16 protein-coding genes and 1 pseudogene are annotated in these 18,431 nt (G+C 70.3%); 15 read left to right on the plus strand and 2 right to left on the minus strand.

Features of this window, described 5'->3' with window-relative positions; all coding sequences use genetic code 11:
- Window positions 1-215 precede the first annotated feature (215 nt).
- From UA74_RS02290 to UA74_RS02365, 15 genes and pseudogenes are all read left to right on the plus strand, one after another.
- The gene (locus UA74_RS02290; RefSeq protein ID WP_075738449.1) at window positions 216-905 is read left to right on the plus strand and encodes a fasciclin domain-containing protein; all 690 of its coding nucleotides are present in this window, start codon (window positions 216-218) and stop codon (window positions 903-905) included.
- A 409-nt stretch (window positions 906-1,314) separates the two neighbouring features.
- Window positions 1,315-2,061: a redox-sensing transcriptional repressor Rex gene (locus tag UA74_RS02295; RefSeq protein ID WP_232237790.1), complete on the plus strand. Its 747-nt coding sequence runs from the start codon at window positions 1,315-1,317 to the stop codon at window positions 2,059-2,061.
- Window positions 2,058-3,446: pseudogene (locus UA74_RS02300) on the plus strand (glutamyl-tRNA reductase); the annotation flags it as partial. The gene UA74_RS02295 and the pseudogene UA74_RS02300, both read left to right, overlap by 4 nt.
- Before the next feature lie 377 nt (window positions 3,447-3,823).
- Window positions 3,824-4,759 (plus strand): hydroxymethylbilane synthase, encoded by a 936-nt coding sequence (gene hemC, locus UA74_RS02305; protein WP_075738455.1) that lies wholly within the window; start codon window positions 3,824-3,826, stop codon window positions 4,757-4,759.
- Window positions 4,760-4,778: 19 nt separating this feature from the next.
- The gene (locus UA74_RS02310) at window positions 4,779-6,308 is read left to right on the plus strand and encodes a bifunctional uroporphyrinogen-III C-methyltransferase/uroporphyrinogen-III synthase (protein WP_075738457.1); all 1,530 of its coding nucleotides are present in this window, start codon (window positions 4,779-4,781) and stop codon (window positions 6,306-6,308) included.
- Between the two features lie 144 nt (window positions 6,309-6,452).
- Window positions 6,453-7,430 (plus strand): porphobilinogen synthase, encoded by a 978-nt coding sequence (gene hemB, locus UA74_RS02315; RefSeq protein ID WP_075738459.1) that lies wholly within the window; start codon window positions 6,453-6,455, stop codon window positions 7,428-7,430.
- 436 nt (window positions 7,431-7,866) lie between these two features.
- On the plus strand, window positions 7,867-8,514 hold the full coding sequence (locus tag UA74_RS31400; RefSeq protein WP_198042904.1) for a hypothetical protein: 648 nt from the start codon (window positions 7,867-7,869) through the stop codon (window positions 8,512-8,514).
- A 505-nt stretch (window positions 8,515-9,019) separates the two neighbouring features.
- A complete protein-coding gene (locus tag UA74_RS02325) occupies window positions 9,020-9,577 on the plus strand; it encodes a hypothetical protein (RefSeq protein WP_075738463.1) in 558 nt (185 codons plus the stop codon).
- Between the two features lie 431 nt (window positions 9,578-10,008).
- A complete protein-coding gene (locus UA74_RS31405; protein WP_157433949.1) occupies window positions 10,009-10,683 on the plus strand; it encodes a hypothetical protein in 675 nt (224 codons plus the stop codon).
- 288 nt (window positions 10,684-10,971) lie between these two features.
- Window positions 10,972-11,628 (plus strand): hypothetical protein, encoded by a 657-nt coding sequence (locus tag UA74_RS02340; RefSeq protein ID WP_157433950.1) that lies wholly within the window; start codon window positions 10,972-10,974, stop codon window positions 11,626-11,628.
- Window positions 11,629-11,631: 3 nt separating this feature from the next.
- Window positions 11,632-12,087, plus strand: coding sequence for a hypothetical protein (locus tag UA74_RS02345; RefSeq protein WP_075738469.1), 456 nt, complete (start codon window positions 11,632-11,634; stop codon window positions 12,085-12,087).
- A gap of 251 nt (window positions 12,088-12,338) precedes the next feature.
- Window positions 12,339-12,689, plus strand: coding sequence for a hypothetical protein (locus tag UA74_RS02350; RefSeq protein ID WP_157433951.1), 351 nt, complete (start codon window positions 12,339-12,341; stop codon window positions 12,687-12,689).
- Window positions 12,690-12,732: 43 nt separating this feature from the next.
- Complete coding sequence (gene hemL / locus UA74_RS02355; protein WP_075738473.1) at window positions 12,733-14,073, plus strand: glutamate-1-semialdehyde 2,1-aminomutase; 1,341 nt, start codon at window positions 12,733-12,735, stop codon at window positions 14,071-14,073.
- Window positions 14,070-14,702: a histidine phosphatase family protein gene (locus UA74_RS02360; protein WP_075738475.1), complete on the plus strand. Its 633-nt coding sequence runs from the start codon at window positions 14,070-14,072 to the stop codon at window positions 14,700-14,702. Before hemL ends, UA74_RS02360 begins: the two co-directional genes overlap by 4 nt.
- On the plus strand, window positions 14,699-15,289 hold the full coding sequence (locus tag UA74_RS02365) for a TlpA disulfide reductase family protein (RefSeq protein ID WP_075738477.1): 591 nt from the start codon (window positions 14,699-14,701) through the stop codon (window positions 15,287-15,289). The genes UA74_RS02360 and UA74_RS02365 overlap by 4 nt, the downstream gene beginning before the upstream one ends.
- 36 nt (window positions 15,290-15,325) lie before the next feature.
- Here the strand turns inward: UA74_RS02365 and UA74_RS31410 are convergent, their stop codons facing one another.
- Together UA74_RS31410 and UA74_RS02370 are read right to left on the minus strand one after the other, a co-directional pair.
- The gene (locus UA74_RS31410; protein ID WP_157433952.1) at window positions 15,326-15,559 is read right to left on the minus strand and encodes a hypothetical protein; all 234 of its coding nucleotides are present in this window, start codon (window positions 15,557-15,559) and stop codon (window positions 15,326-15,328) included.
- 860 nt (window positions 15,560-16,419) lie between these two features.
- Entirely contained in the window at window positions 16,420-17,985 is a 1,566-nt protein-coding gene (locus UA74_RS02370) for a serine/threonine protein kinase (protein WP_075738479.1), read from the minus strand.
- Between the last annotated feature and the right edge of the window lie 446 nt (window positions 17,986-18,431).

Consider the following 18,431-nt stretch of genomic DNA (forward strand, 5'->3'; position numbering starts at 1 on the left):
GTTCGTCCGGCGGCACGAGTCCGAGATTCCGCGACGGCGGCGGTTTCTCCCGCGCCGTTCGTCGCATGGGCGATCCTTTCGGCTGTCCGGCGGCCGAGATTCGTCGCGGAAATTCCCGCGACTGGGCGAACCGAATCGGCGAGGGCGCCGAACACCACTTCAGACAGGCTCGGAGAAGCCGACGCAAGAAGACATCTCGCAAGGAGTGATCCGCAGTGCGTAAGACCAGGCAGAACGTGATCGTCGGCGTGTTGGCCGCTCTGGCTCTCACGGTGACGGCATGCAGCAGCGGTGAGGACGGGGCCGACGACAGCGGAATGGCGGGCGCCGCCACCGCCGAGGAGACCACCGAGCAGACCGACTCCTCCGACGACATGGGCTCGGACATGGAGCCTGCCGCCGGCGCGGGCGTCACCACCCCCGAAGACACCTTCGGCCCGGCGTGCGCGGACCTTCCGCAGGGTGACGAGCCCGGCTCGCTCGACTCGATGGGGCCGCAGCCGGTGGCCGACGCGGCGAGCACCAACCCGGTGCTGACCCAGCTCGTCGCCGCCGTGGGCGCGGTTCCCGGCCTGGCCGACAACCTCAACGGTGCCGACGCCCTGACCGTGTTCGCCCCGGCCGACTCGGCCTTCGACGCCCTGGGCGAGGACGCCTTCAACGAGCTGGCGGCCGACCCCGACGCGCTGAGCGAGATCCTCAGCTACCACGTCGTCGGTGAGCGTCTCGACGCCGAGGGCGTCGCCGAGGCGGGCACCCTCCCGACGCTGCAGGGCGGCGAGTTGACCATTGAGGGCGAGGGCGAGTCGATGACCGTCAACGGTGCGGCGATCGCCTGCGGCAACATCCCGACTGCGAATGCCACCGTGTTCGTCATCGACACGGTCCTCACGCCCCAGAGCTGATCTCGCGGCCGAACCCGTGCGCATGGCCCGGCCGGCCGAAGGGCTTCTGACCTGCGCATGAGTCGCCCGGCCCTGCGGATCTCCCGCTGATTCGCACCGTGCGCTGTCCAGCGGTCGCGGGGGGCGGACCGTCGGATCGGATTCCGCCTTCACGCCGCGTCACCGATGAGTCGATCATCGGTGACGCGGCGTTCGGCCGTTCAGCGCAGCGCGCGGCGCGTTCGCTTCCGCAACTTTGTGCATGTCTTCACAAGCGGTTACCGTGTAGTCGTCACGGCGTCGCGGCGGCTCGCTCGCTCACAAGCGGAACGACTGTCGCGTGACGCCCGGTGAGCGAGCGAGGAGAGTCAGCGTGGCAGCGCAGCGGGATGCGGGTGATGGCTTCACCACGGACACCGCCGCGCCGGGCGTGACCCCCGTGGAGACCTCGGTGGTCCGAGAGCGGGCCAGGGCGATTCCCGAGGCGGCGGTGGCGCGACTGGCGGTGTATCTGCGGGTCCTCTCAGATCTGTCTCGCGACGGAGTGACCAAGATCTCCAGCGAGGAACTCTCCGTGGCGACCGGGGTCAACTCGGCGAAGCTGCGGAAAGACCTCTCGTACATCGGTTCCTACGGAACCAGGGGCGTCGGTTACGACGTCGACGTGCTCGTCGGTCAGATCGAGCGCACGCTGGGTCTCACCCGGCAGCACAGTGTCGCCGTGGTCGGCATCGGAAATCTGGGCCACGCCCTCGCCAACTACGGCGGATTCCCCGGTCGCGGATTCCCGGTCGCGGCACTGTTCGACGTCGATCCGGACCTGATGGGCGTCCCCGTCGGGGGGATGCCGGTGCATCACGTTGATGACATCAGACGGGTCTGTGCCGAACTGGAAGTCACCATCGGCGTGATCGCGACGCCCGCTCAGGGGGCGCAGAACGTCTGCGACAGTTTGGTTCAGGGCGGCGTGCGGTGCATCCTGAACTTCGCACCCGTCGTTCTTCAAGTCCCGGACTACGTCGAGGTGCGCAAAGTCGACCTAGCTGTGGAGTTGCAGATCTTGTCCTTCCATGTGGCCAGGCGGGCGGATCAGGAGCAGGACGCCGCGCTCTCGGCGGCCCACGCCTCGGATCAGGCAGGCGTCGCGAGCGTCCCCGGCGTGGTGATCCCGCGATGAGTCTGCTCGCCATCGGGATGTCGCATCGCAGCGCATCCCTGACGCTGCTCGAGCGCGCCGTCGTCGCCGCCCCGGACACGGAGAAGCTGCTCGACGAGCTGCTGCGCTGCCCCAGCGTCAACGAGGTCCTGCTGCTCTCGACCTGCAACCGCGTCGAGGTCTACGCGGTGGTGGAGTCCTTCCACAGCGCCGTCGAAGAGGTCACCGGGGTCATGGCCCGCCATTCCGGCGTGGACGGCACCGAGCTGACCGACGGCATGTACGTGCACTATGCCGCCGCCGCCGTGGAACACCTGTTCACCGTCGCCGCGGGCCTGGACTCCATGGTGGTGGGCGAGGAGCAGATCCTGGGCCAGCTGCGCGGCGCCTACACGACCGCGGAGTCCGCGCGAACCGTCGGCCGAGCCCTGCACGAGGTGTTGCAGCAGGCACTCCGGGTCGGCAAGCGGGCGCACACCGAGACCGAGATCGGTGCCGAAGGCGCCTCCGTCGTCTCCGAGGCCCTGTCCGACGCGGCCGCCCTGCTCGGCGCGCTGACCGGGCGGCGGGGCCTGGTGGTCGGTGCCGGGTCGATGGGCGGGCTGGCCGCCGCGCACCTGCGCAGGGCGGGCATCGCGGAGCTGGTGATCGCGAATCGCACCGCCGACAACGGCGCCCGGCTGGCCGCCACCACCGTCGAGGCGGGCACGCCCGCTCGCTCGGTGGGGCTCGATCGGCTCTCCGTCGAACTCGCCGAAGCCGACGTGGTGGTGGTCTGCACCGGATCGCTGGAGACCGTCGTCGACGTCGACACCGTGCGGGCCGCGCTGGCCCGCCGGGCGAACGGCCTGCCGCTGGTCTTCTGCGATCTCGGTCTGCCGCGAGACGTGGACGCGGGCGTGGCCGAGCTGGAGTCGGTGTCGGTGGTGGACCTCGACACCCTGCGCGACCGGCTGCGCGGACGCGGGGATGCCGACGCCTTCGCCAAGGTCGGCGCCTTGATCGCCGCCGAGGTCGAGCACTACTTCGCCGCCCAGCGCTCCGCCTCGGTGACGCCTACCGTGACGGCGCTGCGCAGACAGGCGGCCGAGGTGGTCGACGCGGAACTGCTCAGGCTGGACTCGCGGCTTCCCGACCTGGCCCCCGACGTGCGTGCCGAGCTGAGCCGAACCGTTCGACGCGTGGTGGACAAGCTGCTGCACACCCCGACGGTGCGGGTGAAGCAGCTGGCGGCAGGCGCGCAGGGCGTGGGCTACGCCGATGCGCTCCGCGAACTCTTCAACCTGGATCAGCAGCTGCCGAACGCGGTGAGCGCGGCGAAGACGGGGCACCCTGAGGACGCGCGAACGGCGCGGGACGGGGTGAGTCGGGTGGAGTCGGCTGACGTGGGTGGGTCGGACGGCCGAGCCGTCGCAGGGTTGTCGGACGGCCGAGCCGTTGCAGGTCCTCGGGACGGCCGAGCCGCCGCGAATCCGTCAGGCAGCTCCGCCGCCTCGTCGAGCGTGCTGCCGGAGGTGCGCTCCGTGGCGGATGCGCCCACGACGGCGGTGCTGACCGAGGTCGCGAACGTGCCGACCGCGACGGTCGCCGGGACGACGCAGACCGGCGTCGTAGGCGGAACGGAAGTGGTTTCGGCGCTCGACTCGACGCCGGACGCGCCCGGGTCCGACGAGGTGACCGAGTCGTCTCGGGCATCCGCAGCAGACGAACAACGGCGACGTGGCGAGAGCAGCTCGGCGGAGCGGCATCCGCAGGAGCGCCCCGACGTGGATGGTGAGCAGCGGTGAACCGCAGGATTCGCATCGGTACCAGAGGAAGCAGGCTCGCACTCGCGCAGTGCGGCTGGGTCGCAGACCAGCTCACGGCGGCGGGAGCCGACGTCGAGCTGGTGAAGATCAGCACCCCCGGCGACCGCTCCATGGCGCCGATCGCCGAGATCGGCGTCGGCGTGTTCACCTCTGCCCTGCGCACGGCGCTGCACGACGACGAGATCGACGTCGCCGTGCACTCCTTCAAAGACCTGCCCACCGCACCAGACCCCGGCCTCTCCGTGGCTGCGGTGCCGCGACGGGAGGACCCGCGTGACGCGCTGGTCGCCCGCGACGGCCTGCGCCTCGTCGAGCTGCCGCCGGGGTCGACGGTGGGCACCGGCTCCCCGCGGCGGGCCACCCAGCTGGAGGCCCTCGGCCTCGGGCTCCAGGTGCGCCCACTGCGCGGCAACGTGGACACCCGACTTCGCAAGGTCGCCGACGGCGAGCTTGACGCGATCGTGGTCGCCCGCGCCGGGCTGGCCCGTCTGGGCCTGCTCGACGTCATCACCGAATCGCTCGATCCACTGCAGATGTTGTCGGCCCCTGCGCAGGGTGCCCTTGCCGTGGAGTGCCGCGTCGACGACGTGGACATCGAGCACCTGATCCAGTCCACTCTGGACGACCCGGCCAGTCGTGCCGCGGTGACCGCCGAGCGCGCCCTGCTGGCCGCGCTGGAGGCCGGTTGCAGCGCGCCCGTCGGTGCACTGGCCGAGGTGGTGGAGGACCTCGACGACGAGGGGCGCGTAGTGCTGCGTCTGTCGTTGCGAGGAATCGCGGCGACATCGCAGAACGATGTGCTTCGAGCCTCCGCCATCGCTGAGACGACCGCAGCAGAGCAGCTAGGCCGCGACGTGGCCGCGGAGCTGTTGGATCTCGGGGCCGCCGTGCTCAGCGGCCCCGAGCAGTAAGGGAGTGGGGAGTGCCCTGATGACCCGTGCACGCAAGATCCCCGGACGTATCGCCTTCGTGGGCACTGGCCCCGGAGACGCGGGACTCCTCACCGTCCGGGCTAAAGAAGTACTGAAAGCGGCCTCGCTCGTGGTCACCGATCCCGACGTGTCCGCCGAGGCGGCCTCGCTGGTCTCGGCGGACGCCGAGGTCCGGCCCGCGGTCGGCGATCCTGCCGACGTGGCCAAGGACATGGTCGCCGAGGCGAAGAACGGTCGCCCCGTCGTCCGCCTCGTCTCGGGTGACCCGTTCACCGCCGACGCGGTGGTGCGGGAGGCTCAGGCGGTGTCGCGCACCACGATCGCCTTCGACGTGGTCCCCGGCGTCGCCGGTGCCACGGCGGTGCCCGCCTACGCGGGGGTGGCGCTCGGGGCGGTGCACACCGAGGCCGACGTCCGAGGAACGATGGACTGGGCGGCCCTGGCCGCAGCACCGGGAACCCTGGTGCTGCACGCCTCGGGCAGTCACCTGGCGGAGGCGGCGTCGTCACTGGTGGAACACGGCCTCGCGCCGCAGACCCCGGTGGCCGTCACGGCCGACGGAACGACGTTCACGCAGCGCACGATCGACACGACGCTGGCCTCACTGGCCTCGGTGGCGGGGGACCTGCTGGGTCCGCTGGTGATCACCGTGGGCTCTGCCGTGGCCGGTAGACAGAAGCTGTCCTGGTGGGAATCGCGTGCCCTGTACGGCTGGAAGGTCCTGGTGCCGCGAACCAAGGACCAGGCGGGCGCGATGAGCGACCGGCTCCGGGCGCACGGCGCGATCCCCGTGGAGGTTCCGACCATCTCGGTCGAGCCGCCGCGCAGCCCGGCCCAGATGGAGCGGGCGGTCAAGGGACTGGTCGACGGGCGCTACCAGTGGGTGGTGTTCACCTCGACCAATGCGGTTCGTGCCGTGTGGGAGAAGTTCCGCGAGTTCGGCCTGGACGCCAGGGCCTTCTCCGGGGTCAAGATCGCCTGTGTCGGCGAGTCCACGGCGGAGAAGGTGCGGTCCTTCGGCATCATCCCCGAGCTGGTTCCCTCCGGGGAGCAGTCCAGCGAGGGTCTGCTGGCGGACTTCCCGCCCTACGACGACATCCTCGACCCGGTGGACCGGGTGCTGCTGCCCAGGGCCGACATCGCCACCGAGACGCTCGCGGCGGGTCTGCGCGATCGAGGCTGGGAGATCGACGACGTCACCGCGTACCGGACGGTGCGGGCGGCTCCGCCGCCTGCCGACACTCGCGAGATGATCAAGACGGGCGGGTTCGACGCGGTGTGCTTCACCTCGTCGTCGACCGTCCGCAACCTGGTCGGCATCGCGGGCAAGCCGCACTCCCGGACCCTGGTGGCCTGTATCGGCCCGGCCACCGCCGAGACGGCGACCGAGTTCGGCCTGCGGGTCGACGTGCAGCCCGAGGTCGCGCAGGTCTCCTCGCTGGTGGACGCACTGGCCTCGCACGCGGCTCGACTGCGTTCCGAGGGCGCCCTGCCGCCGCCGCGTAAGGCCAAGCGGGCTCGCCGCTAGCGGTGCGGCGGCGCTCGACGATGCCGTGTCGATGAACGGATCGTCCGGTCCACACCGGTGGGCGGGACGGTCCGTTTTCGTCTCGGTGCCGTCGACGTCCTGGCGAGGTCCTGCCGGAAGAACACGACGTCGTAAGGAGTCGACATGTTCCCGACGCACCGTCCTCGGCGGCTTCGACGCACCCCGGCGGTGCGTCGACTGGTCGCGGAGACGAGCGTGGCACCACGGCAGCTGGTGCTGCCGATGTTCGTCAAGGAGGGCGTGACGGCTCCCGTGCCGATCGCCTCGATGCCCGGCGTGGTCCAGCACGATCTGGACTCCCTGCGCCGGGCCGCCGTCGAGGCGGTCGAGGCGGGCGTCGGCGGGCTGATGCTCTTCGGCGTGCCCACCTCGCGGGACGCCGTCGGCTCTGCGGGCTCCGACCCGGACGGCATCCTCAACCGCGCGTTGGCGGCGGTCGCGGCCGAGGTCGGTGACGCGACGGTGGTCATGTCGGACTGCTGTCTCGACGAGTTCACCGATCACGGCCACTGCGGCCTGCTGGCCGCCGACGGCCACGTGGACAACGACGCGACGCTTCTCGCCTACCGGGAACTCGCCGTCGCCCAGGCGCGGGCGGGAGCCCAGGTCGTCGGGCCGAGCGGCATGATGGACGGCCAGGTCGGGGCCATCAGGGAGGCGCTGGACGAGGCCGATCTCGCCGACACCGCGATCCTCGCGTACTCCGTCAAGTACACCTCCGCCTTCTACGGCCCGTTCCGGGACGCCGTGGAGTCGCAGCTCGTCGGCGACCGGCGCACCTACCAGCAGGACCCGGCCAATGCCAGGGAGGCGCTGCGAGAGGCGACCCTGGACCTCGCCGAGGGCGCCGACGCGGTGATGATCAAGCCTGCGATGTCCTATCTGGACGTCGTACGCCAGGTGGCTGAGATCGCCGACGTTCCGGTGGCCGCGTACCAGATCTCCGGTGAGTACTCGATGATCGAGGCCGCCGCCGCCAACGGCTGGCTGGATCGACGCGCCGCCGTGCTGGAGACGCTGACGTCGATTCGGCGGGCGGGCGCGGACATCGTGCTGACGTACTGGGCGGTCGAGGCCGCTCGCTGGCTGCGCGAAGGCTGATTCCCAGGCGGGCGTCGGCGCGTCGTGCGCCGATGCCGAGACGGTGCAGGCCGACGGCTCGACGCGGTCGGACCGGACGAGGCTGATGCGGGTTGCTCGACTGGGCTGCGGTCTGTGATGACTGTTCGCCTGTGACCCGATCCAACGATATGTTGAGCCGATGATCACACCGGCCGACCCGGAGTCCTCTCGGCAGCCCGACTCTGCGCAGGATGGCCCCGCCGGCGCCTCGGCCGGGGCGGACCGAGCGGCCGCTGTCGCGCGGGCATCGGCTGCGGGCGAGGCGGCCTCCGCCGCAGGTGCTCCTTCCACACCCGAATCCGGGGCGGCCGCTGTCGCCGCCGGGCCGTCGGCTGCCGGGCAGGCCGCTGCCGCCGGGCTGCCGCACGCCGAGCCGTCGGACACCGAGCCGGTTGTCGCCGAGGAACCGGGCCCCGTGTCTCCGCCCGGCCTCGTGTCCGACCCCGACCCCGACCCCGACTCCGGCTCCGACCCCGACCCCGATTCGGCAGTCGACCCCGACCGCGACTCGACGGTCGATTCCGGACCAGGCACGGACTCGGCAGACCGCCAGGCGGCAGCGGACCCGACCGGCTTGGACGTGGTGCCCGAGTCGGCGGCGACCGATGCGGCAGCGGTGCCCCACTTATCGACGCCCGACTCCTGCGCGGTGCCCGATCCCGACGGCGACACTCCACCGCCGCCTGCGCCGGGCGTCCCGGTCGAAGTGAGCGTCGCGACCGGGCTGCTGGGCGTCGGGCTCGTCCTCCAGCTGATCGTGCCGGTGCAGACGCTGCTGGCAGGCGTTCCTGCCGATCACTGGGGCCCGGTGGCGCTGGCCTTGTTCCAGTGGTTCGGCTTTCTCGCCGTGTACGCGTTCTTCGCCGTCTCGGCGTATCGCGGTGCGCACTGGGCCCGAATCCTGCTGCTGGTCCTGGCCGCCGTGGCCGTGTTCGGCTTCCTCGCGGACATGGCGGAGCGGGTCTTCGGCCTTGCCGCGATCCTGCACTGCGTCGCGGTGCTCCTGCTGTTCCTGCCCGGAGCGCGAGCCCATTTCGCCTCCGACGACCACCCGCCACGCTGATCGGCCACGCTGCCTCGTCCCGCAGCGGATGATCGACTGCGGGCATCGGCTGCCCGAACTCACCATGCCCGCCGACCGGACGACGGCGACTTCTCGGCCCGATCGGCACGAATGATCGGCACCCGTAGGCGCCGGAGCACTGCTCCTAACGGCGGCCCGCCCGGCACGATCGGGCAGGTCGGCGCCGCGAGAACGACCCGGAGCGCACGGCGCAGCGCCCGCCGGGAGTCACGAGCGCACTGCTTCATCCGAACCGGTGGTCTTCCGCTCCGATCGATCGTCGACTCCACCGGCGCGCGGGAGCAGACGGCGACGTGGAGTGCGTCGCGGACGCCCCCGGCCGTCAGCCGATCACCCTGCGGCGACGCGGTGTCGAGCCCCCGATGAGCCGGGCGATCTCCGGTGGGGGACGCCGAGCGCGTTCCCGAGACACCGGCCGCTGCCGGATCAGGCCGCGTCCGTCCAGCCGGTGGACATCACCGCGAGCGGCTTCTAACGTTCAGGCGTGTCCGCACCCAATGATCCGGATCGTCCTGGTTCGCACGAGTCGATCCCCTCCGCACAGTCCTATCCCGCTGCGCCCGCGTCCAACGCCGGTGTGCAGACGATTCCGGTGCCGAGAGAGGTCACGATCTCTTTCTGGATCTGGATCGTGACGGCGGTGATGATCTTCAGTTCGGTGCTCTCGCTCTTCGGTCAGCGCGACGAGATCAGGGCGCAGACGATGCAGGAGAACCAGGGCAACCTGACTCCGGAGGAGGTCGATCAGGCTGTCACCCTCGCCTTCGGGCTGTTCTTCATCGTCTACCTCGCCGTCGCCCTGCTGTTCACCCTGTTCGCCTTCAAGGCCAAGGCCGGTCGGAACTGGGCCCGGATCGCGTTGGCGGTCGTCACCGGACTCAATCTCGTTGCCTTCATCAGCGGTCCGAACCAGGGACATGTGATGAGCCTGGTGTCGATCCTCGTCTCGGTGGCCGCCGTGGTGCTGCTGTACCTGCCCAACTCGAGCGCGTACTTCGCGCTGAAGAAGGGCATGACTCCGCCGCGCGGTCGGGTGATCTGAGCGCCGGACAGGCGGCGAGTCGAACCCGGCCCCAGCGGCCGGTCAGCGGAATGGGTGCGCCCGACCGGTGTGCCGGGAACGACGCATCGGGATTCGCACCAGCGGTTGCATGCTGCGGAGGGTCACGACGGCCGAACGGCCCGGCGTGGTCGGCGGGTGAGTCGTCCTGCCGTGGCCGGTATCACGGCACGGCCGCCGAGCCCGGTCAGCGGACTGGGCGCACCCGCACCGACGTGCCCCGCTCGTCGTCGCAGGCGCCGGGGCTTCGGCACACCGCCGCACCGCGACCGCCTCAGCACGCCGTCGGGTCGCGCACCGTAACCGACGGGCCTGCTCGGACCAAACCGCGAGCTGCCCGATGTCGGCACGACTTAGTCCCGTTCTCACCATTCCGGTGGACGAGTGGACAAGTGCTTTCTACTGTGCAGCACGTGAGCACGCCATATGGTCAACAAGGTCAGGGACAGCCGCAGGAGTTCGGCGGCCCGGCCGCACCGTCGGGTCCGGGCGGTTACCCGCCCGCGCCGCCGCCCGGACCTCCGGGGTCCTACCCGCCACCCCCCGGCGCGCCTGGTGGCTACCCGGCGCAGTCCGGCCCGCAGGGCCCTCCCGGCTACGGCAACTTCCCGGGCGGGATGGAGCAGCCGTCGGGACCGGGGCAGCGTCCCACCCGGCCGCGCACCGTGAACATCGCCTTCATTCTGTATCTGGTGAACTCGGCGCTCGGCATCCTGGGTGCCGTCATCCTCATGGCCACCATGGACTCGCTCATCGTCGCCGAGGCCCGCGCCGCCGGGCTGGACAGCGAAGCCGAGAGCGTGCTGGAGACCTTCCGGGCCGCGATGATGATCACTGCCGTGATCGCCCTGATCTTCTCGGCGGTGTTCCTCCTGTTCGTGTTCATGATGCGGAACGGACGGAACTGGGCCCGAATCCTCCTCACCGTGCTGTCCGGACTCGCCTTGCTCTCCACGATCGGCAGCCTCGGCGACACCGGTTCCAACGGACTCCTCGTCGGCCAGACGATGCTCTCGATCGCGCTGCCGATCGGCGCCATCGTCGCGATGTACCTGCCCGAATCGAACCGTTACTTCAAGTCCAACTGAGCCTCCTCGGCGCTCGGCGGCCGAGCATCATCGGCCCCATCCCGGTCGAGATGCGAGGCCGCCGAGTACCCGCCCCGATCGTCGAGCGGCCCCGCCTTCGACCTACGACCGGGTGTGACACGCCACTTCCTCGAGTAGTAGTCGACTCCGGGTCCGCTCGGCAGCCGGGCCCCGTGGTGCTCGTCCGGCGTCGGCAGGCCCGAGATCGGCTCCAGTGCGGACACGAGTTCGTCCCGGTCTGATCAACATCGGGTCCGAGGTCGGCTGGTCTTCCTACCGTGGCTACTCGTGAATGAGCCAGCCGGTCCTTCAGGACCAGGCACGACCGAGCCTGCACATCCGGACCACGGCACCTACGCGGTCGACGCACCCCCGGAGCCGCCGGGCGCACCCCCGGCGCCGGGGGCCTGGCCCGCTGCGCAGGCCTACCGGGGATACCCGAACGCCATGGCGCCGCCCCAGTCGGTCCTGAGGTCCGCCCCCGTCCGGCCGCGTTCCGTAGACCTCGCGTTCTCCGTGCACCTTTGCGGCTCGGTGCTCGGCCTCCTCAGTGCCCTGCTCGGTCTCGTGATCCTGGACGAGCAGATCCGTGCGGACCTGGGTTCCGACGACCTGGGGATGCCGAGTCTGGACGCCGCGGTCGAGCTCATGAGGATCGTGGCGGTGACGATGACCATAGTCGTCGTCGTCATCTCCGTGGTGTTCCTCTTCTTCGTGTTCGCGATGCGCAACGGACGAAGCTGGGCCCGGATCCTGCTCACCGTGGTCGGCAGCCTGAACCTGCTGGCCAGTCTCGGGTACCTCGGCCAACTGGGCGTGCAGTTCGGCATCGGCGGGGTGGGCGTCGTCGTCGCCACCGTGAACATCCTGATCCTGCCTGTGACGGCCCTGGGGATCATCGCGATGTACCTGCCGGAGTCCAACCGCTATTTCCAGTACAACTGAGCAATGGCAGAACCCGCCGAGGCACCCGTGGTGCTCCCGCCGAAGGTCATTCGCATCGCCGTCGCACTGTGGTACGCGCTGGCCGTCTTCCTCACCCTGCACGCCCTGTTCCTCTGGCTGCGCCCGCAGGGCATCGCCGAGCAGCTTCAGCGGCGGTCCGACGTCACTCCGGCGGAGGCGGCCGACTTCGCCGCAGACCTGGTGTTGGAGAACCTGCTCGTCACGCTGTTCTTCGCGGTGCTCTACTGCGGGTTCGCCTTCCTCCTCGGTCGGCGACGCCGCTGGCCGAGGATCGCGCTGACCGTCGTCGGCGCCCTCCAGCTCTTCCTCCAACTCGGTGCCGGGTTCACGCCCGTGGGCATCGTCGTCCTCCTGCTGGTGATCGGCGGCCTGGTCACCGTCTGGCTGCCGAAGTCGTCGATCTGGCTGAACGGGCGCGATCCGGAGCAGGCGGCCTGATCCGAGCTGGATCAGGTAGCACTCCGCCGCCTCGTCTCGGCCTGCTCACGGTGTGATCGAGGCGGGGCCCCAGCCTGCGGGAGCGGTGCGGCAGGCGGATGCGACTCGGCACGTCCGAGGCCTGCGCACCCCGGAGTGACGATCGCTCCTGCCGCACCGATGATCCGTGCAGGCGGAGTGCCGAACCCGGTGATCGACTCCGTCGCAGGCACGACCCCTCGGGCAGGCGACACATGGCAGACTCTTCGGTCATGACCGCTCCGCACCCGACGAACACGATCGGTGACCACCCGGTGGGGGCACATCGCCTGCACCAGCCGCGCCGTGCCGTGCTCGCCGTCGGCGAGGTGATCCTCGCCGTCGGGCTGGTCGTCCTCGCCGTGTGGCTCTGGCGGACGGGTGTGCTGCGCGACGAACTGCCCACCGGGGAGGGAGAGTCGAGGGTGCTGCTGCGTTACGTCGGCGACCGGCTCGCCCTGTCAGTGGGTGCCGGGTGCCTGGCAGGCGTCCTGCTGCTCGACTCGATTCGTCAGTTCACCCTCGCGATCCGGACTCGGCCGAGGCCCGAGCCCCTCTTCGGGCCGGTCCCGCCGCCGAGCTGACCCGCTGCCACCGGCCGGTCGGGGGACTTGCGAGACTGGTCCGGTGACTCAGGTGCCCGATCCTCCGACGTCCGCGCAGCCGGTGGCCCGTTCGCAGGCCCTGTTCGACCGTGCGAGCGGGGTGACCCCCGGCGGGGTGAACTCGCCGGTTCGTGCGTTCCACTCCGTGGGCGGCACGCCGCGCTTCATGGTGCGCGGCGCAGGCGCCTACCTCTGGGACGCCGACGACAACCGCTACGTCGACCTGGTCAGCTCGTGGGGCCCGATGATCCTGGGCCATGCCCACCCGGCCGTCGTCGACGCGGTGCGGACGTCGGCCGCCGCCGGTCTCTCCTTCGGCACGCCGACGGAGGGCGAGATCCTTCTCGCCGAGGAGATCATCGGCCGGGTCGACCCGGTGGAACAGGTCCGGCTCGTCAACTCGGGCACCGAGGCGACGATGAGCGCCATCCGACTGGCCAGGGGCGTCACCGGCCGAGACAAGATCGTCAAGTTCGCGGGCTGCTACCACGGACACGTCGACGCGCTGCTCGCCGCCGCAGGCTCCGGCCTGGCCACCCTCGGCATCTCCTCCACGCCGGGAGTCTCCTCCGTTCAGACGGCGGACACGATCGTCCTGCCGTACAACGACGTCGCGGCGCTGCGGGCGGTGTTCGCCGAACACGGCCGAGACATCGCCTGCGTGATCACCGAGGCCGCGGCGGGGAACATGGGCGCGGTCGCTCCGCTGCCCGGTTTCAACGCGGAGCTGCGCACCCTGTGCCACGCCTCGGGCGCGCTGCTGATCATGGACGAGGTGATGACGGGCTTCCGCGTCTCCTCGGCGGGCTGGTACGGGCTGGAGGGCGTGGCGGGCGACCTCTACACCTTCGGCAAGGTCATGTCGGGGGGGCTTCCCGCAGCCGCGTTCGGCGGTCGGGCCGACGTGATGTCGGCGCTCTCCCCGGTCGGACCGGTCTACCAGGCAGGGACCCTGTCCGGGAATCCCGTCGCCGTCGCCGCCGGACTTGCGACGCTGCGCACGGCCGACACCTCGGTCTACGCGCGGCTGGACGCCAATGCGCGGCGCCTCGGCGAGTTGTTCGCCGACGCGTTGACCGGCGCCGGAGTGGCCCATCAGATCGGCTATGCGGGCAACCTCGTCAGCATCTTCTTCTCCGACTCGCCGGTACACGACTTCGCCGGTGCCCAGGCCGCCGAGACCTGGCGATTCCCCGCGTTCTTCCGCAGCCTGCTCGCGGCAGGCGTCTACGCCCCGCCGAGCGCCTTCGAGGCCTTCTTCGTCTCGGCCGCACTGGACGACGCCGCGTTCGAGATCATCGCCGCCGCACTGCCCGCCGCCGCGACCGCGGCGGCCGAGGCCCGACCGGAGGGAGATCGGTGAGCACCCGCACCGTCGTTCATCTGCTTCGCCATGGTGAAGTGCACAATCCTGAGGGCATCCTGTACGGAAGGCTGCCCGGCTTCCGGCTCTCCGAGCGCGGCGAACGGCAGGCCGAGACGGTCGCCGAGTTCCTGTCGGGGCACGACATCGTGCACGTGGTGACCTCGCCGTTGGAGCGCGCGAGGCAGACGGCGCTTCCGCTGCTGGCTGCGCACCAGCTCACCCCCTCGATCGACGACCGACTCATCGAGGCGGACAACCTCTTCGAGGGCCAGCGGGTCTCGGTGGGCGACGGCGCGCTGCGGTCGCCGAAGAACTGGCCGAAGCTGCTCAACCCGTTCCTGCCGTCCTGGGGCGAGCCCTACCTGAAGATCGCCCATCGGATGCTGGCCGCCGTGCATCGCGCCAGAGCCGCCGCCGAGGGGCATGAGGCAGTGTGCGTCTCGCATCAGCTCCCGGTGTGGACGGTGCGACAGTTCCTCCAGGGCGATCGGCTCTGGCACGACCCGAGGCATCGGCAGTGTGCGCTGGCCTCGTTGACGAGCCTGGAGTTCGAGGCGGAGCGTCTGGTCGGAATCAGTTACCGCGAACCGGCCGGGCCGTCCGGCAGTCAGGTCGCAGGCGCATGACCAGGCGCTTCCGGCTGGTCGGCCTGCTCGGAGCAGTACTGCTGACGCTCGGTGCATGCAGCTCCGGGCAGGCCGACGACGTCCCCGGCTCCGGCCGATATCAGTTCGTCGCCCCCGGCGGTGAGACGCGCATCCGCTATGACGAGGCGGAACGGCAGCTCGCGCCGGAGATCAACGGCGACGATCTGATGAACGAGGGCGAACAGATCGGCGCTCAGGATTTCGAGGACGAGGTGGTGGTCCTCAATATCTGGGGTTCGTGGTGTGGTCCATGCAGACTTGAAGCCTCACACCTGCAATACGTATATGAGGAGACCGCAGAAGACGGCGTGGCGTTCCTCGGAATCAACGTCAGAGACAACGTGCGTTCGGCGCCGATGGATTTCGTGTCGAATCTCGGAATCACCTATCCGTCGATCTACGATCCCTCCGGACGATCGCTGCTCGGGCTGCGTGGCTATCCGCGCACTGCGGTGCCGTCGACGATCATCCTGGATCGCAGTCATCGAGTGGCCGCAGTGCTCTTGGACGAGGTGCTGGCCGAGGATCTGCTGCCGATCGTGGCGGAGATCGCCGCCGAGGAGTGACGGGTCGGGGTGGGTTCGTCGGGTCGACAACGGTGATCAGTCCTGGTCAGCGGGAACCGAGGAAGGCTCCCGCCTGGGTCTTCTCTCCAGACTCAACCACTCCGGAATCGACGGGGCGGGCTCGCCGACCCCCTGTCTCGCAGTCGTGGCCTGCCGTACGCGGTACCAGCGGGCGGGCCGGGCCGCGTGCGGTGTCGGGGCGGGCCGTCGGCGCGAGCAGGTGATCAGCTCGCCTGCCTCGGCGGGCGCGTGGCGGACGGTGATCGACATCGACCACGGCCCCTCCCCGCCGCCGGGCCGCCTTCGGACGGTGCGGAACGGTCGGTGCGCCGGGTCCATCGAGAGGGTGTGGGCGGGCCCTATCGGACCCTGCGAACTCGGACACCGCGAACTCGGACCCTGCGAACTCGGACCCCGCGAACTCGGACCCCGCGACGAGCAGGCCGCATCTCGTGCTTCGGTGGCATGGCCTCGCGCGGATCTGTGCCGGTCCCGGTGACCCCCGCCGTTCTCGGTGCGCTGTTCGGCCCCGCACGCGGGGGCGAGGCTCGTGGTGCAGCATGATCTCTGGAACGGTCGCGCTCTGCCGAGAAGACGGCAGGGGAGCACGGGCGACCGCGTGGCGCGGCCTCTCTCGGCCTGAGCGGGCCGAGGGCGGACCGGGTCCGCCCGATCGCCGGGGCCGGGCCACGGCCCGACCCGCTCATCGACGGGATTCGGCCTGGCGCGGGGTTCGGCGGGTGCCTCGCCCGCAAGCCGCGTCGGGGCGTATTCTCTCAATCCCCGGTGCGTCTCCTTCCAGTTCTTTCGATGCGGTCCGAATAGCATCGAACCCAGGGTAAGGCCGATGAGTATCGGGGAGTCGACGAGAGCGGTCATGAGTGTTGTCCTCGGCGGTCGTATCGAATTTCGGGTCACGGTGTGGGTGGTCGAATTCCTGCCGCGAGCAATCTTGGTAGGCCGTGACCGCTGGAGAAAATGGTTGCGGGCGATCACAACACGATTGAGTGGTCATAGCGCCACGGTCGGTCGAACGTGATCGCGCAGCGCTGTCCTGTCGACCTCACCTGAAGGGGGTCGGTGGCACTTCTGCCGTGGCCGGCCGATGACTCGGGCTGCCTGCGCCGGAGCTAGAAGAAGTCGAACATCCGCTGCACCATATCGACGGCGCGGTCGAACAGGACCGCGAGGCCTGCGAGCGCGTCGATGCTGAAGAAGGCGATGACGCCGACCGCGACGATGGTGATGAGCAGACAGCTCCACAACGCCTTGAAGGGCCAGAGGAGCACCGAGACGATGCCCTTCAGCAGGAAGCCGACGGCGGTGAACGGCGCCATCAGGATGCGGCCGAGCTGACCTCGGCCGTCCCCGTCGTCGGCGTAGCGCCGGGGGGCGGGCTCCTCACGTCGAGGTTCGGGCTGCGGTGCGATCGTCGGCCGCTGCGCGGGCCGCCTCGCTCGAGGCGTCTCGCCGCGTCGAGACACCTCCGGTCGCCGGGCAGGAGCGTGCTCTGCCGAGTACGGGTCCGCGTACGCCCCCGAGTGAGGCTCCGCATACGGCTGGGAGCGGGGCGCGGCAGCGGACTGGACGTGCTGCGCTCCGCGCGCGGAGTACGGCTCGGAGAAGCCGACCGGCTCCGGCTGGTACTTCGGCGGCTGATCCGTCTCATACGGCGGCGGCTCATTCGCCACGTCCGCCGGGTACGACGTGGGGATCGGGATGCCCGCCAGCAGCCGCGTCCTGGGATGCCCCGGGCCGTTCTGGGCGGGGGGCGCCTGTGACGGTGTCCCCGCCGCGCCCATCGGCTGGACGCGGGTGCCGTCGAGCATCGCTCGCGTCTCGGCGCTCTTCTGCGCGAGCACCGTGGTCACCTGAGCGGGCAGCCAGGCGTGATCGAAGCCGGTGTCGATCTGGGCCAGGATCTCGTCGGGGCGCGGACGATGCACCGGGTTCTTCGCCAGGCAGGTGCCGATGACGTCGCGGAGCGAGGGGGGCAGGCCGTCGAGCGTCGGTTCGTTGTGGACGACTCGATACAGCAGCGCCGTCGAGTTTCCCTCGCCGAAGGGACTCACGCCGGTGGCTGCGAAGACGATGACGCAGCCGAGAGAGAACATGTCGCTCGACGCGGTCACCCGCTCGCCGACGGCCTGCTCCGGCGCCATGAATCCGGGCGTCCCGAAATGCGTGCCGACCTGGGTGAGCGAGACGGCCTCGGCGGCCCAGGCGATGCCGAAGTCGATGACTCGCGGTCCATCGGAGGCGAGCAGCACGTTCGTCGGTTTCACATCACGATGAATCAGTCCGCTCTGATGAATCTCCCGCAGTGCCTCGGCGAGCCCGGCGGTCAATACCCGCAGGGACGATTCCGGAAACGGACCGAAATCACTGACCGCCTTGAGCAGCGAGGGTCCCTCGATATAGGAGGTCACCAGCCAGGGCGGCCGGGCATCGGGGGCGGCCTCGATCACGGCGGCGGTGAAAGCGCCGCTCACGGCGGCTGCCGCGTCGATCTCACGCGCAAAGCGCATTCGAAACTGCTCGTCCTCGGAGTGCTCCTCGCGAATGACCTTGATCGCCACCGGCCTGCCGCCCGGAGAACGACCGAGATACACCCGACCCATTCCGCCTGCGCCGAGCAGTCCGAGTACCCGATAACGGCCGATCTGTCGCGGGTCGGTCGCAGAAAGTGGTTCCATTGAACTGTTCCCCACTCCGACTCGACGATTATCACGGCAGGTTCACTCTTGTCGGTCAGGCTACCAGCGTGTCCCTCGTGCCTCGGCGCTTCGGCCCTCGGCACGGACTCCGAGGGCGTGACAGCGGCCACCGGCCCGGTCGGCAGGCGCCGCGCACTCGACGACGTCTGATTCGGCATCGTCGCAGGCCCTTAATGCGCCCGACGCGAGGTTCGGGGCGATCGGCAGGCGAGTCGTCGGCGAGCCTCTGACGGCCCGGGCGCTGCGCGGGCGAGGCCGGGCTGCTCGCGGCGAGCCCTCGGCTCTTGTCCACCCCGTGCGATCCAAGGCGAGGGCAGACACGAGCGGCGGCCTGCGTCGTCCATCGGCCGCGACCGGTCGCGACCCGACACCCGACACGGGGGTAACCGGCGTCTCGTCGAGGAGGAGCCGACGGAAGGGCCACT

This window comes from Actinoalloteichus fjordicus, from assembly GCF_001941625.1.
Classification (GTDB): domain Bacteria; phylum Actinomycetota; class Actinomycetes; order Mycobacteriales; family Pseudonocardiaceae; genus Actinoalloteichus_A; species Actinoalloteichus_A fjordicus.

Excerpts from the sequence above, each read along its gene's own strand:
- hemB (WP_075738459.1), top strand. The coding sequence starts at position 6,453 with ATGTTCCCGACGCACCGTCCTCGGCGGCTTCGACGCACCCCGGCGGTG.
- UA74_RS02370 (WP_075738479.1), bottom strand. The coding sequence starts at position 17,985 with ATGGAACCACTTTCTGCGACCGACCCGCGACAGATCGGCCGTTATCGG.
- UA74_RS02345 (WP_075738469.1), top strand. The coding sequence starts at position 11,632 with ATGGCAGAACCCGCCGAGGCACCCGTGGTGCTCCCGCCGAAGGTCATT.
- UA74_RS02310 (WP_075738457.1), top strand. The coding sequence starts at position 4,779 with ATGACCCGTGCACGCAAGATCCCCGGACGTATCGCCTTCGTGGGCACT.
- UA74_RS02350 (WP_157433951.1), top strand. The coding sequence starts at position 12,339 with ATGACCGCTCCGCACCCGACGAACACGATCGGTGACCACCCGGTGGGG.
- UA74_RS31410 (WP_157433952.1), bottom strand. The coding sequence starts at position 15,559 with ATGTCGATCACCGTCCGCCACGCGCCCGCCGAGGCAGGCGAGCTGATC.
- UA74_RS02365 (WP_075738477.1), top strand. The coding sequence starts at position 14,699 with ATGACCAGGCGCTTCCGGCTGGTCGGCCTGCTCGGAGCAGTACTGCTG.